General features: G+C 71.2%; 4 protein-coding genes and 1 pseudogene. All 5 read left to right on the forward strand.

Annotation, left to right across the window (positions count from 1 at the left end):
• Positions 1 to 24 precede the first annotated feature (24 nt).
• Positions 25 to 10,746, forward strand: a pseudogene (locus tag ACFWNN_RS28800) (SDR family NAD(P)-dependent oxidoreductase); the annotation flags it as partial.
• Between the two features lie 116 nt (positions 10,747 to 10,862).
• Positions 10,863 to 11,657, forward strand: a complete 795-nt coding sequence (locus ACFWNN_RS28805) for a thioesterase II family protein (RefSeq protein WP_382443061.1) — start codon at positions 10,863 to 10,865, stop codon at positions 11,655 to 11,657.
• Positions 11,658 to 11,865: 208 nt separating this feature from the next.
• Positions 11,866 to 13,329, forward strand: coding sequence for a class I adenylate-forming enzyme family protein (locus ACFWNN_RS28810; RefSeq protein ID WP_382443062.1), 1,464 nt, complete (start codon positions 11,866 to 11,868; stop codon positions 13,327 to 13,329).
• A gap of 70 nt (positions 13,330 to 13,399) precedes the next feature.
• Complete coding sequence (locus ACFWNN_RS28815; protein WP_382443063.1) at positions 13,400 to 14,359, forward strand: ACP S-malonyltransferase; 960 nt, start codon at positions 13,400 to 13,402, stop codon at positions 14,357 to 14,359.
• Between the two features lie 9 nt (positions 14,360 to 14,368).
• Complete coding sequence (locus ACFWNN_RS28820) at positions 14,369 to 15,472, forward strand: agmatinase family protein (protein ID WP_382443064.1); 1,104 nt, start codon at positions 14,369 to 14,371, stop codon at positions 15,470 to 15,472.
• Positions 15,473 to 15,476 lie beyond the last annotated feature (4 nt).

The raw sequence follows: 15,476 nt of genomic DNA on the forward strand, positions 1-15,476 counted from the left end.
AACGAGGAAAAGCTCCGCGACTACCTCAAGCGCGCCACGGCGGATCTGCGCCAGGTCAAGCGGCGCCTCAAGGAGGTCGAGGACGCGGACCGGGAGCCCATCGCCGTCATCGGCATGGCCTGCCGCTACCCCGGCGGGGTCAGCAGCCCGGAGGACCTGTGGGACCTGGTCGCCGGTGAGCGCGACGCGATCGCGCCGCTGCCGACCGACCGCGGCTGGGACATCGACGGCCTGTTCGGCGACGACCCCGAGGCGACCGGCCAGAGCTACGTCGCGAAGGGCGGGTTCCTCTACGACGCCAGCGAGTTCGACCCGGCGTTCTTCGGGATCTCTCCCCGCGAGGCGCTGGCGATGGACCCGCAGCAGCGGCTGCTGCTGGAGGCGTCCTGGGAGGCGTTCGAACGCGCGGGGATCGACCCGGCCGCGGTCAAGGGCAGCAAGACCGGTGTCTACGCCGGCGTGATGTACCACGACTACGCGACCGGGCTGACCGAGGTGCCCGAGGAGGTCGGCGGCTACCTGAGCACCGGCACGTCCGGCAGCGTCGTCTCCGGCCGGGTCGCGTACACGCTCGGCCTGGAGGGCCCGGCCGTCACGATCGACACCGCGTGCTCGTCGTCGCTCGTCGCGCTGCACTGGGCGATCCAGGCGCTGCGCAAGGGCGAGTGCACGCTCGCGCTCGCCGGTGGCGTCACGGTGATGGCCACGCCCGGCACGTTCCTCGAGTTCTCCCGTCAGAAGGGGCTCGCGTCCGACGGCCGCTGCAAGGCGTTCGCGGCGTCGGCCGACGGCACCGGCTGGGGCGAGGGCGTCGGCATGCTGCTCGTGGAGCGGCTGTCCGACGCGCAACGCCTGGGCCACAACGTGCTCGCGGTCATCCGCGGCAGCGCGATCAACCAGGACGGCGCCTCGAACGGCCTCACCGCGCCCAACGGAGCCTCGCAGCGCCGCGTCATCACGCAGGCGCTGACCGACGCCGGCCTGTCGACCCGCCAGGTCGACCTGGTGGAGGCGCACGGCACCGGCACCAGGCTCGGCGACCCGATCGAGGCCCAAGCGCTGCTCGGCACCTACGGCCAGGACCGCGCGGAACCGCTGCGGCTCGGGTCGATCAAGTCGAACATCGGCCACACCCAGGCCGCCGCCGGCGTCGCGGGCATCATCAAGATGGTCATGGCGATCCGCCACGGCGTGATGCCGAAGACCCTGCACGTGGACGAGCCGTCCCCGCACATCGACTGGTCGGTGGGCGCGGTCGAGCTGCTGACCGAGCAGCGCGCCTGGCCGGAGACCGGCGAACCGCGCCGTGCCGCCGTGTCGTCGTTCGGGTTCAGCGGCACCAACGCCCACACGATCATCGAGCAGGCCCCGGAGTCCGAAGAGGACTCCCGGCCTGCCGGCGTCGAGCAGGTGCTGCCCTGGGTGCTGTCCGCCCACGGCGAGACCGCGCTGCGCGCCCAGGCCGCCCAGCTGCGCGAGCACCTGACCGCCACGGACGCGTCCGCCGCCGACATCGGCTACTCGCTCGCCACCACCCGCTCCCGCTTCCCGCACCGCGCGGTGCTGCTCGGTACTCAGAAATCTGACTTCGCGCTGGACGCGCTGATCGACTCCGAGGTCACGGCCGACGTCGTCGAGGGCGTCGCGGACGTGCGCGGCAAGGTCGCGTTCGTGTTCCCCGGTCAGGGTTCGCAGTGGGTCGGCATGGCGCTGGACCTGTTGGACACCAACGAGGTGTTCCGCACCCGGATGGCCGAGTGCGAGCAGGCGCTGTCGTCCTACGTGGACTGGTCGCTGATCGACGTGCTGCGCGAGGCTCCCGGCGCGCCGGGCTTCGACCGCGTCGACGTCGTGCAGCCCGCGCTGTGGGCCGTGATGGTGTCGCTGGCCCAGGTCTGGCGTTCGCTGGGCGTCACGCCCGCCGCCGTCGTCGGCAGCTCGCAGGGTGAGATCGCCGCCGCGTGCGTCGCCGGAGCGCTGACGTTGGACGACGCGGCTCGCGTGGTCGCGTTGCGCAGCCAGGCGCTCGGCGCGTTGTCCGGGCTCGGTGGCATGGTGTCGGTCTCGCTGCCGGTCGCTCAGGTCCGCGAACGCCTGACCCGCTGGGAGGGCAAGCTCTCCGTCGCCACGGTCAACGGCCCGCGCGCCACCGTGGTGTCCGGCGACAACGCCGCGTTGGACGAGCTGCTGGCCTCCTGCGAAGCCGACGAGGTCCGCGCCCGCCGCATCGCGGTGGACTACGCCTCGCACTCCGCGCACGTCGAGATCATCCGCGACGAGCTGGCGAAGCTCCTCGCCCCGGTCAAGCCCGTCAAGGCCGAGATCCCGTTCTACTCCACCGTCACCGGCCTGCCGGTCGAAGGCACCGCGCTCGACGCCGAGTACTGGTACACGAACCTGCGCGAGACCGTCGAGTTCGAGCAGGGCGTGCGGCTGCTGGTCGAGAAGGGCCACCGGTTCTTCCTGGAGATGAGCCCGCACCCGGTGCTCACCATGTCCGTGCAGGACATCGTCGACGACACGGGCACCGAGGCCGTCGTGCTCGGCTCGCTGCGCCGCGACGAGGGCGGCCTGCCCCGGCTGCTGACCTCGCTGGCCCAGGCCCACGTCCGCGGCCTGCCCCTCGACTGGGAGGCGGTGTTCGCCGGGCACGGCGCCCGCGCGGTCGAGCTGCCCACCTACGCGTTCCAGCGCCAGTCGTTCTGGCTCGACACCGGCGGCTCCGGCTACGGCGACGTGGCGTCGGTCGGCCTCGCGGTCACCGACCACGCGCTGCTCGGCGCCGCCGTCACGCTGCCGGAGTCCGGCGGCTACCTGTTCACCGGCCGCCTCTCCCAGCGCACCCACCCGTGGCTCACCGACCACCGCGTCAACGACGCGGTCCTGCTGCCCGGCACCGCGTTCGTCGAGCTCGCCATCCGCGCCGGCGACCAGGTCGGCTGCGGCGTGATGGACGAGCTCACCCTGGAAGCCCCGCTGGTGCTCGGCGAGCACGAGGCCGTCGTGATCCGCGTGGCGCTCGACGAGGCCGACGAGACCGGCGTGCGCGCCGTCTCGGTGTTCTCCCGCGTCGAGCACGCGGACGACGACGAACCGTGGACCCGCCACGCCACCGGCACCCTGGTCGCCGACGGCGGCGCACCCGCCGCGGGCCTCACCGAGTGGCCGCCCTCCGGTGCCGAGGCCATCGACGTCTCCGGCCTCTACGACGGTCTCGCCGCCATCGGCCTGGGCTACGGCCCGGCGTTCCGCGGCGTGCGTGCCGCGTGGAGCAGCGGCGACGACGTGTACGCCGAGGTCGCGCTGCCCGAGAGCGTGAAGGTGGCGGGCTTCGGCCTGCACCCCGCGCTGCTGGACGCCGCGCTGCACGCTGTCGGCCTCGGCAAGTTCCTGGACGTCACCACCACGCCGTGGCTGCCGTTCTCCTGGACCGGGGTCCGGCTGGATGCCGCCGGCGCCGCCGCGCTCCGGGTGAAGATCTCCTCTGTCGGCTCGGGTTCGGTGGCGATCACCGTCGCCGACGAGACCGGTCAGCCGGTCGCCTCGGCCGACGAACTGGTGCTGCGGCCCATCTCGCAGCAGCAGGCCACCACCGGGACGGGTAGGTCGCTGTTCCGGGTCGACTGGCAGGTCCTGCCGGTCGACGCCGACCAGAGCGTGCTCGCCGACGTGCCCGACGTCGAGGTGGTCACCCTCGAAGCCTCCGCACAGAGCGCTGACAGCGTCCGCGCGGCCGTCCACTCCGGCTTGGAACGTGCGCAGGCCTCGCTCAACGGCGAGTCCCGCCTGGTCTTCCTCACCTCCGGCGCGGTTCCGGTCGGCGAGATCACCGACCTGTCCGGTGCCGCCGTGTGGGGCCTGATCCGCTCCGCCCAGACCGAGAACCCGGACCGCTTCGTCCTCGTCGACACCGACGGCACCCCCGCGTCGACGGCCGTGCTGGCCGCCGCCATCGCCACCGGCGAACCCGAGCTGGCGATCCGCGAGGGCGTCGTCCGCGTTCCCCGGCTGACCCGTGCCGCGGTGTCCACTTCGGACGAACCGGCGTTCCGCCCGGACGGCAAGGTGCTCGTCACCGGCGCCACCGGCGTGCTGGGCGCGTTGCTGGCCCGCCACCTCGTCACCGCGCACGGCGTGCGGGACCTGGTGCTGACCAGCAGGCGCGGCCTCGACGCCCCCGGCGCCACCGACCTGCGCGACGAGCTCGCCGGGCTCGGCGCACAGGTCACGATCGCGGCCTGCGACGCCGCCGACCGCGACGCGCTGGCCGCACTGCTGGCCGAGCACCCGGTGACCGCCGTCGTGCACACCGCCGGTGTCCTCGACGACGGCGTGCTGACCGCGCTCACCCAGGAGCGCCTCGACCTGGTGCTGCGGCCCAAGGTCGACGCGGTGCTGAACCTGCACGAGCTGACCGGCGAGCTGGACGCGTTCGTCCTGTTCTCCTCCGCGGCCGGCACGTTCGGCAACGCGGGCCAGGCGAACTACGCCGCCGCCAACGCCTTCCTGGACGCGGTCGCCGTCCAGCGCAGGGACGCCGGTCTGCCCGCGCTGTCCCTGGCCTGGGGCCTGTGGGAGCAGGCCAGCGAGATGACCGGCGAGATGGCCGACACCGACCGCGGCCGCGTGGGCGCCGGTCTGTCCTCTTCGGAGGGTCTGGCCCTGTTCGACGCGACCCTGGCCGCCACCGAGCCGGTCCTCGTGCCGATGCACCTGGACACCGCCGGACTGCGCGGCGCGGGTGCCTCGGTGCCGCCCCTGCTGCGCGGCTTCACCCGTGCGCCGGGCCGACGGACCGCCTCCGCGGCCGACCAGGCCGCCGCGTCGTCACTGGCCCAGCAGCTGTCCGCGCTGCCGCAGAACGAGCAGATCCGGACCCTCGTCACGCTGATCGGCACGCACGTCTCCGCGGTGCTCGGGTTCTCCTCGACGGAGTCGCTCGACTCGTCGAAGGCGTTCCGGGAGCTGGGTTTCGACTCGCTGACGGCCGTCGAGCTGCGCAACCGGATCAACGCCGCCACCGGCCTCAAGCTGCCCGCCACCCTGGTCTTCGACTACCCGACCGCGGACGTGCTCGCCGAGCACCTGCGCGACAAGATCGTCGGCGCGGGCGGGGGAGCGGCCGTCGTCAAGGCGGCGACCTCCGCCGACGACGACCAGATCGCCATCGTCGCGATGGCCTGCCGGTTCCCCGGCGGCGTCAAGACTCCCGAGGACCTGTGGGAACTGCTCGCGGGCGGCGGTGACGCGATCGGCGGGTTCCCGCCGGACCGCGGCTGGAACATCGACTACCTCACCGAGGCCTCGAACGCCGCCGAGGGCGGGTTCATCTACGACGCCAGCGAGTTCGACCCGGCGTTCTTCGGCATCAACCCGCGCGAAGCCCTCGCCATGGACCCCCAGCAGCGCCTGCTGATGGAGACCTCCTGGGAGGCCGTGGAACGGGCGGGCATCGACCCGTCGTCGTTGCGCGGCAGCCTGACCGGCGTGTTCGCCGGCATGATGTACCACGACTACGGCACGCAGCTCGCCGCGCTGCCGGCCGAGGTCGGCGGCTACTTCGGCACCGGCACCGCGGGCAGCGTCGCCTCCGGCCGGATCGCCTACACCCTCGGGCTCGAAGGCCCGGCGGTCACCGTCGACACCGCGTGCTCCTCCTCTCTGGTCGCGCTGCACCTCGCGGCGCAGGCCCTGCGCAGCGGCGAGTGCGACCTGGCCCTGGCCGGTGGCGTCACGGTGATGGCCACGCCCGGCGTGTTCGTCGAATTCAGCACCCAGGGCGCGATGGCGCCCGACTCGCGCTGCAAGCCGTTCGCGGCCGCCGCCGACGGGTCGAGCTGGGGCGAGGGCGCGGGCATGCTCGTCATCGAGCGCCTGTCCGACGCCCGCCGCCACGGCCACCCGGTGCTCGCCGTCCTCAAGGGCACGGCGGTCAACCAGGACGGCGCCTCCAACGGCCTCACCGCTCCCAACGGTCCCTCGCAGCAGCGGGTGATCCGCCAGGCGCTGGCGAACGCCGGTCTGTCCACTTCGGACGTCGACGCGGTCGAGGCGCACGGCACCGGTACCAAGCTCGGCGACCCGATCGAGGCCCAGGCCATCCTGGAGACCTACGGCCAGAACCGGTCCACGCCGGTGCTGCTCGGCGCGGTCAAGTCCAACCTGGGCCACACCCAGGCCGCCGCCGGTGTCGCGGGCGTCATCAAGATGGTCATGGCCATGCGGCACGGCGTGCTGCCGAAGACGCTGCACGTCGACGCGCCGTCCCCGCACATCGACTGGACGTCCGGCGCGGTCTCGCTCGTGACCGAGACGACCCCGTGGCCCGAGACGGGCCGCACCCGCCGCTCGGCGGTGTCCTCGTTCGGCATCAGCGGCACCAACGCGCACGTCGTGCTGGAGCAGGCCCCCGAGGTCGCCGAGGAGCCGGGGGAGTGGACGACGCTGCCGTTCGTGCTGTCCGGCAAGACCCCCGAGGCGCTCGCGGCCCAGGCCGGCAAGCTCCGCGACCACCTGACCGCCCACCCCGACGCGAACCCGGCCGACGTGGCCTTCTCGCTCGCCACGACCCGGTCGCTGCTCGACCACCGCGCCGCCGTCGTCGCGAGTGACCGCGCCGAACTGCTGGCAGCACTGGAGAACCCGGCGTCCGCGACTGCGGTCGGTGGCCGGTTGGCGTTCCTGTTCACCGGTCAGGGCAGCCAGCGGGCCGGCATGGGGCGCGAGCTGTACGAGGCGTTCCCCGCTTACGCCAAGGCGTTCGACGAGGTCGCCGCGTTGGTCGACGTGCGGGACGAGGAACTCGACCGCACCGAGTTCACCCAGCCCGCGATCTTCGCCCTGGAAGTGGCGCTGTACCGCCTGGTCGAGTCGTGGGGCATCCGTCCGGACTTCCTCACCGGCCACTCCATCGGTGAGATCGCGGCCGCCCACGTCTCCGGTGTCCTGTCGCTGGAGGACGCGGCCACGCTGGTCAACGCTCGGGCCCGTCTGATGCAGGCGCTGCCCGAGGGTGGTGCGATGGTCGCGTTGCAGGCCACCGAGGACGAGGTCACGCTTCATCTGTCCGATGTGGTCTCACTGGCCGCGATCAACGGGCCGAACGCCGTTGTCGTCGCCGGTGACGAGGCCGCCGTCGAGCAGGTCGTCGCGCAGTTCCCGGACCGCAAGTCCAAGCGCCTCAACGTCTCGCACGCGTTCCACTCGCCGCTCATGGACCCGATGCTCGACGACTTCCGCGCGGTGGTCTCGGAACTGACGTTCAACGAGCCCAAGATCTCCATGCTGGGCGAGGTGACGGACCCGGAGTACTGGGTGCGGCACGTGCGTGGCACGGTTCGCTTCGCCGACGCGATGCAGACCCTCGGCGACGAGGGTGTGCGGACGTTCCTGGAGCTGGGCCCGGACGGCGTGCTGGCCGCCATGGCCGACGCGCCGGTGATCCCGGCCCTGCGCAAGGACCGGTCCGAGGTCCTCGGCCTCACCACCGCGGTCGCGGCGCTGCACACCCGTGGCGTCCGGATCGACTGGGCCGCGTTCTTCGCCGGTGCGAGCGTGACCGGCCTGCCGACGTACGCGTTCCAGCGCGAGCGGTACTGGCTGGAGGCCCCGGCGGGCGCCGACGACGGCACCGCGGCCGGACTCGGCCTGGGGGCGGGCAACCACCCGCTGCTCGGCGCCGAGGTCTCGCTGCCGGACTCCGCTGCATTGCTGTTCAGCGGCCGGATCGGCCTGCACACCCACCCGTGGCTCGCCGACCACGCCGTCGGCGGCGTGGTGCTGCTGCCCGGCACGGCGTTCGTCGAGATGGCGTTGCAGGCCGGTGCCGGTGACGTGCTGGAGGAACTGACCCTCGAAGCGCCGCTGGTGCTCTCCGGGCACCGCGGCGTGGCGCTGCGGGTCATGGTCGGCGAGGAGGAGGACGACCGCCGTGCGGTGACCGTCTACTCGCGGACCGCCGAGGACGGCCCGTGGACCCGCCACGCGACCGGCGTCCTGGCCAAGGCGACCGACGAGGCCCGCGAGGACCTCACCGCCTGGCCGCCCGCCGGTGCCGAAGAGGTGTCCGTGGACGGGATCTACGACGACTTCGCCGCGCTGGGCCTCGAGTACGGCCTGGTGTTCCAGGGCCTGAAGTCCGCCTGGCGACGCGGCGACGAGGTGTTCGCCGAGGTCGCCGTGGACGCCGACACCACCGCGTTCGGCGTGCACCCGGCGTTGCTCGACGCCGCCCTGCACACCATCAAGGCCGGCGACTTCGTCGACGGCGCGCGCCTGCCGTTCTCGTTCACCGGCGTCCGCCTGCACGCGGTCGGCGCACGCGAGCTGCGGGTGCGGATGGCCGGTGCCGGCCAGGACGCGGTGTCGCTGCTGGTCGCCGACACGACCGGTGCGCCGGTCGCGTCCGTCGACTCGCTGGTGCTGCGCCCGCTCGCACTCGCCCCTGTCGCCACCGACTCGCTCTTCCACGTCGAGTGGGTGCCGGTCCCGGCCGCTGCCACCGAGGTCGAGGTGGTCGAGATCGGCGGCACGGTGTCCGAGGCCGTGCACACCGCGCTCGCGAAGGTGCGGGAGCACGCCGACTCCGACGCCCTGGTGGCGTTCGTGACGCGCGGCGCGGTCGCGGTCAAGCCCGGCGACGACGTGACGGACCTGGCCGGCGCCGCCGTGCGCGGTCTGGTCAAGTCCGCTCAGGCCGAGTACCCGGGCCGGTTCGTGCTGGTGGACCTGGCCGAGGGCGCGGAGCTCGTGCTCGGCGCGGACGAGCCGGACGTCGCGGTCCGCGACGGCCAGGCCTTCGCGCCCCGGCTCACCCGCACGGTGTCCGAAGTGGACGACCAGGCGGGCCTCGGCACCGGACCCGTGCTGATCACCGGTGCCTCCGGTGGCCTCGGCGCGGTGTTCGCCCGCCACCTCGTCACCGAGCACGGCGTGCGGAACCTGGTGCTGGCCAGCAGGCGTGGCGCGGACGCGCCCGGTGCCGAAGAACTGCGGACCGAGCTGACCGAGCTGGGCGCCGGCGTCGAGATCGTGGCGTGCGACGTGGCCGACCGTGCCGCGGTCGCCGCGCTGCTGGCCGACCACCCGGTGCGCGCCGTCGTGCACACCGCCGGTGTGCTGGCCGACGCCACCATCGGCAAGATGACCGCCGACCAGATCGACCAGGTCCTGCGTCCCAAGGTCGACGCCGTGCGCAACCTGCACGAGCTCGCGGGCGACCTGGACGCGTTCGTGGTGTTCTCCTCGGCCGCGGGCACGTTCGGCACGCCCGGCCAGGGCAACTACGCGGCCGCCAACGCCTACCTCGACGCCGTCGCGCAGCAGCGCCGGGCACGTGGTCAGGCGGGTCTGTCGCTGGCCTGGGGCCTGTGGGACGACCTCGGCGGCATGACCGCCGACCAGGGCCGCCTCCAGCGCTCCGGGGTGGCGGCACTCGGGGAGGCCGAGGGCCTGGCGCTGTTCGACCGCGCGGTGCGCGGCCCGGAGGCGGTGGTCGTGCCGATGAAGCTCGACACCGCCGGTCTGCGCGGCGCCGGTGCGGGACTGCCCGCCCTGCTGCGCGGCCTGGTCCGCACCACGACGAAGCGCGCGGCCGTGGCGAGCGCCAAGCTCGACCTGCGCAGTCTGTCCACCGAGGACCGGGCGACGGCGGTGCTGGACGCGGTCCTCACGCACACCGCCGCCGTGCTGGGCTACGGCACGAGGAAGGTCGAGCCGGACCAGCAGTTCCTGGAGCTGGGCTTCGACTCGCTCACCTCGGTCGAGCTGCGCAACGTGCTGAACGAGGTCACCGGGCTGCGGTTGCCGCCGACCCTGCTGTTCGACCACCCGACGCCCGCGCTGGTCGCCGAGCACCTCACCCGTGAGATCGGGGTGCCCGCCACCAACGCCGCTGCCGCCGCCCAGCTCGGCACTCTCGGCCTGCTGTCCAGGCAGGCCGGCGAGACCGGTCGCGGCGAGGACTTCATGGGTCTGCTGATGGCGATGTCGGCGTTCCGGCCGTCGTTCGCCGGCCCCGAGGACCTGCCGGAGCCGTTGCACCGCATCAAGATGGCGAAGGGCGAGGGCAAGCCCGGCCTGATCTGCTTCCCGCCGATCCTCGCCAACTCCGGCCCCCAGGTCTACGCCCGGTTCGCGCACGCGCTGCGCGACGAGCGGGACGTCTCGGTGGTCTCGACTCCCGGCTTCCTCGCGGGGGAGCTGGTGCCCGCGTCCATCGACGCGATCGTCCGGGCGCAGGCCGAGGCCGTGCTCGAGCAGGCGGAGGGCGAGCCGTTCGTGCTCGTCGGCCACTCCTCGGGCGGCACGCTGGCGCACGGCGTGGCCGCGCACCTGGAGAGCATCGGCAAGCCCGCCGACGCACTCGTGCTGATGGACATCTTCCGGCACGACCGGGAGTCCCTGGCCCGCGTGCACCCCGAGTTCGTCGGGGGCGAAGACGCCGCAGAAGGAGGAATCCCCGCACCCGGCGAGGCCGAGGTGCTCGACGACCAGCGACTGACCGCGATGGGCGCGTACTGCCGGATCTACGCGGGCTGGCGGCCGACGGCCATCAGCACGCCGACGCTCCTGGTGCGGGCCTCGGAACCGCTGCCCGGCACCGAGCCCGGCAGCGACTGGCGGTCCAGCTGGGACTTCGAGCACGCCGTCCTGGACACCCCGGGCACGCACTTCTCGATGATGGGCGAGCACTCGGCCACCACCGCGGCGGCCGTGCACACGTGGTTGTCCGAGCAACGGCGATGACGAATTTCACAATCCGTGGCGCGTGACGGGAAATAGATCTTTCAATTTACTGACACCCTGCGTTGTGCCTGGAGGTATGCGCACTCCCGGTGACGTCTCGAGAGGAACAATCTGCCATGCTACCGGCAGCAGCTGTGGACACCTCCCAGTGGATCCGTCGATTTCACCCCAGCCCGGATGCGAATGTCCGGTTGGTGTGCCTGCCGCACGCGGGAGGATCGGCGAGCTTCTACTACCCGGTGTCGGAATCGTTGACGCCCGAGGTGGAGGTGCTGGCGGTCCAATACCCGGGCCGCCAGGACCGCCGGAACGAGCCGTGCGTCGAATCCGTCACAGAATTGGCAGATCTCATCGTCGAGGCGCTCCTGCCGTGGTCCGACGAAAAACCGCTCGCGCTCTTCGGGCACAGCATGGGCTCCACGGTCGCCTTCGAGGTGGCGCGCAGGCTTGAGCAGCAAGGACGTCCCCCGGTCGCCCTGTTCGCCTCCGGCCGGCGCGCCCCGTCGCGGTACCGCGACGACCAGGTGCACCTGCGGGACGACAACGCGATCGTCGAGGAGCTGCAGACGCTGAGCGGCACCGACTCCCGGCTGCTCGGCAACGAAGACCTGTTGCGCCTGGTCATACCGGTCGTGAGGGCCGACTACAAAGCTGTGGAGACGTACCGCTGCAGCCCCGGTGCGAAGGTGTTGTGCCCGGTGAGCGTGCTGGTCGGCGACAGCGACCCCAAGGCCACGATCGAAGAGGCCAGGGCCTGGTCGGAACACACCACCAGTGCGTTCGAACTCCAGGTGTACCCCGGTGGGCATTTCTACCTGAGCACCCACCAGGACCGCGTGACCGATCTTCTCCTGGATCGACTGGTGGACGCGCCCGCCACATTTATGGCGCGTCCTAGGGGTCTTCTCTAGGGGTTTACCCATATTGGGTAGGGGTTCCCCTGTCGTACCGGGAACAATACTATTGTTTCGATAAGGATCCAGCGGCGCGGATGTTCAGCTCGCGGGACCGCAGTGCTTCAGAACCAAATCTTTGCTGCCAAGCGGCGTGTTCTCCAACGGAAGAAGAACTCGCGCTTCTCCGCAGCCCGTCGAGCAAGAGGAAGGAGGAGTGGCGCTGATGACAGCGAAACTCTTCTCGTCCGACTCTGTGCAGACCTATTCCGAGATCGAACAGAACGCTCTGCGCGTGGCCGACGTGCTGGGTGAGAACGGCATCGGCCACGGCTGCCGCGTGATGCTGAAGGCGGGCAACTCGGCCGGCTGGGTCATCACCCTGCTCGCGCTGATGCACACCGGCGCGTCCATCGTGATGGTCGACAGCCAGCAGCGCGCCGAGCAGACGCGGCGGATCGCCGACCAGGCGGGCGTCAAGATGTGCATCGTCGACGAGGACGCGCCTCTGGGGCACGACCAGGCCAAGATCTACGTCTACGAGCTGCTGGTGGCCGCCGCCAGCCGCATCCCGTTGCGCGACAAGCTCGACTTCACCGAGTGGTGCGAGCGCCCGGACGGGCTGCTGATGTGGTCGTCCGGCTCGACCGGCACCGCCAAGGGGATCGTGAAGTCCGGCGGCAAGTTCCTCGAGAACCTCCGCCGCAACGCGGTCCAGGTCGGGCACCGCGAGGGTGACGTGCTGATGCCGTTGCTGCCGTTCTCGCACCAGTACGGCCTGTCCATGGTGCTGATCGCGTGGCAGGAGCGCTGCTCCCTCGTGATCGCGCCCTACCGCCGGATCGACCGCTCGCTGGTGATGGCCGGCCAGACCGGGGTCACCGTCGTGGACGCCACCCCCTCGACGTACCGCAGCATGCTCAACATCGTCGAGAAGCGCCAGGACGCCGGGCTCAACCTCATCACGGTGCGCATGTTCTGCAGCGGTGCCGCGCCGCTCGACCCCTCGCTGAGCCAGGACTACGTCGCGAGGTTCGGCAAGCCGTTGCTCGACAGCTACGGCAGCACCGAGATGGGCAACGTCTCGTTCGCCACGATCGAGAACCCCTTCGTCTGCGGCAAGGCCATGGACGGCCTGGCGCTCAAGGTCGTCGACGACGACGGCAACGAGGTGCCCGCCGGCGAGATCGGCGAGGTGCTCGTCTACACCCCGGACGTGATGGAGGGCTACCTCGCCGAGGACGGCACGCTCATCCCGCACAAGGAGACGTGGTACCAGACCGGCGACTTCGGCAGCCTGGACGAGCACGGCAACCTGTCGGTGTTCGGCAGGAAGTTCGCCGTGACCCGCATGGGGTACACGCTCTACCCGGAGATCATCGAGCGCACGGTGGCCGAGAAGGGCTGTTCGGCCAAGGTCGTCTCCGTTCCCGACGCCCGTCGCGGCTGTCAGCTGGTGTTCTTCGTGGAGGACTCGCTCAAGCGCGCACCGCGGTTCTGGCGCGAGCTGCTCTGCAAGGTGCTCCCGGCCTACGAGTGGCCGAACCGCGTGCAGGTGCTCGACCGGTTCCCGCTCAACGCCAACGGGAAGCCCGACCGCCTGGTCATGGAGCAGATGGCGCTGGACAGCGTCGAGGGCGTCGCGCTGGAGGAGACCCTCGAGGAAGAGGCCGCGCGCCTGACCGTCTGAGCGGCAGAAGTCAGTCAGCACAACCGACTCGCGAGAACCACTGGGCAGCCAGGGGAGGTAGGGGAACACCGTGGAGGACGAGCAGAGCACCGCGACCGAGACCGAACGGGGTCGTACCGCCATCGTGTTTCCTGGCATGGGGCCGTCCAGCTTCGCCGACGTCGGCAGGTACATGGTGCTCGACCGCTACGCCCGTCGGCGGCTGGCCGCCGCCGACGAGGCGTTGGGGTACTCGGTGCTGGAACGCTTTCGCGGCGCCGACGACGAGTACTCGGAGGCGACCCAGATCGCGTTCCTGATCAACTCGGTGGCCCTGGCGGACCGGGCCGTCGACGTGCTCGGTCTGTCACCGGACCTGTGCGTCGGCCCGAGCTTCGGCCAGAAGGCGGCCACCGCGTTCGTCGGGTCGCTGCCGTTCGCCGACGTCGTGCGGCTGACCGCGGAACTGGCCCGGTGCGAGGAGGAGTTCTTCTCCACCCAGTACTCCGACGTCGTCACCCAGTCCTTCGTCCGCGCCCCGAAGGAACGGACGATGGAGATCCTCGCGGAGATGGAGGCACGCGGGGAGTGGCACGAGATCTCCGGTTTCCTCGACTCGGACTTCTACTTCGTGTCCGTTCGTGAGTCCTTTTTGGACGACTTCAAGTCGCGCATCCGGGCCGCCGGCGGGTACTCCATGTACTCGATGCGGCCGCCGGTGCACGCCAGGGCGTTCGGCGACCTGCGGCGCAAGGCGGAGGACGAGGTGTTCTCCCGCTACGAGGTCGCGGCGCCGCGGATCCCCGTGATCGCCGACCAGGACGGCGCCCTGGTCACCTCCGCCGACGACATGCGCACGATGCTGCTCGACACGTTCGACCAGCCGATCAACTGGCCGGACGTCGTGTCGGCGCTGCAACGGGAAGGCGTGTCCGAGCTCTGGTTCACCGGGGCCGACAACCTCTTCCACCGACTCCACTGCACCACCAAGAACTTCGGAGTGACCGCTGTGACACCGAAGACAGCACTGAAACCCGCGAAAAAGAGCTGAGGCACTACCGTGATCGACGAGAGCTGGCCGCACCGGATCCACCCGTCCATCAACCCGCAACGGACACCAGGACCGATCGACCTTCGCCGGAACTTCGCCCAGCCCGCGTACTCGGGCATAGCGACCTTCATGGGTGTGCCGGTCTGCCTGACGCAGGAGGACCTGCGGGCCGGTGAGGTCGACGTCGCGATCATGGGTGTTCCGCTCGACCAGTCCGTCGGTCACCGCGGCGCCGCCTTCGGCCCGCGCGCCATCCGCTCCGAGGAGCGGTACCTGTTCAACAACTACGAGGACCTCGTGCACGCCTCCACCAGGGTGCACCCGTTCCAGCAGCTGCGGGTCGTCGACTACGGCGACGCCGCCGTGGACCCCTTCAGTCACCCCAACTCCATGGCGCCCATCAAGGAGATGGTCACGGAGATCGCCTCGGTGGGCGCGACGCCGATCCTGCTCGGCGGCGACCACACGCTGCTGTGGCCGAGCGTCGCGGCGCTCAACGAGGTCCACGGACCCGGTTCGGTCGCGGTCGTGCACTTCGACGCGCATCCCGACTGCCACGCCGAGGTCTACGGCAACACGGTCAGCCACACGACGCCGATCTACCGGCTGATCGCGGACGAGCAGATCCCCGGCACGAACATCATCCAGTGCGGTCTGCGCGCCCACTCCGCGCCCGACGACAAGCAGTTCAACTGGATGCGGCGGCAGGGCATGAAGTCCCACTTCATGGCCGAGATCGAACGGATCGGCATGAACGCGGTGGTCGACAAGCTCATCGCCGACGTGGCGCACGTGCCCAACGTGTACCTGTCGCTCGACATCGACGTCCTCGACCCCAGCCACGCGCCGGGCACCGGCACCCCGGAGCCCGCCGGGCTGACCACGCGTGAGCTCTTCCCCGCGCTGCGCAGGCTGGCGCACGAGACCAACGTGATCGGCATGGACGTCGTCGAGGTGGCGCCCAACATCGACCCGGGCTACTCCACCGCGTTGAACGCGCGGCGGGCGGTGTTCGAGGTCATCACCGGGCTCGCCATGCGCAAGATGCAGATCAGCAGCACCAACTACGTGAACCCGATCGTGTCCGGGCAGGTCAAGTTCCCGATGAAGTGAACGG

Source organism: Lentzea sp. NPDC058450 (assembly GCF_042721395.1).
Taxonomy (GTDB): domain Bacteria; phylum Actinomycetota; class Actinomycetes; order Mycobacteriales; family Pseudonocardiaceae; genus Lentzea.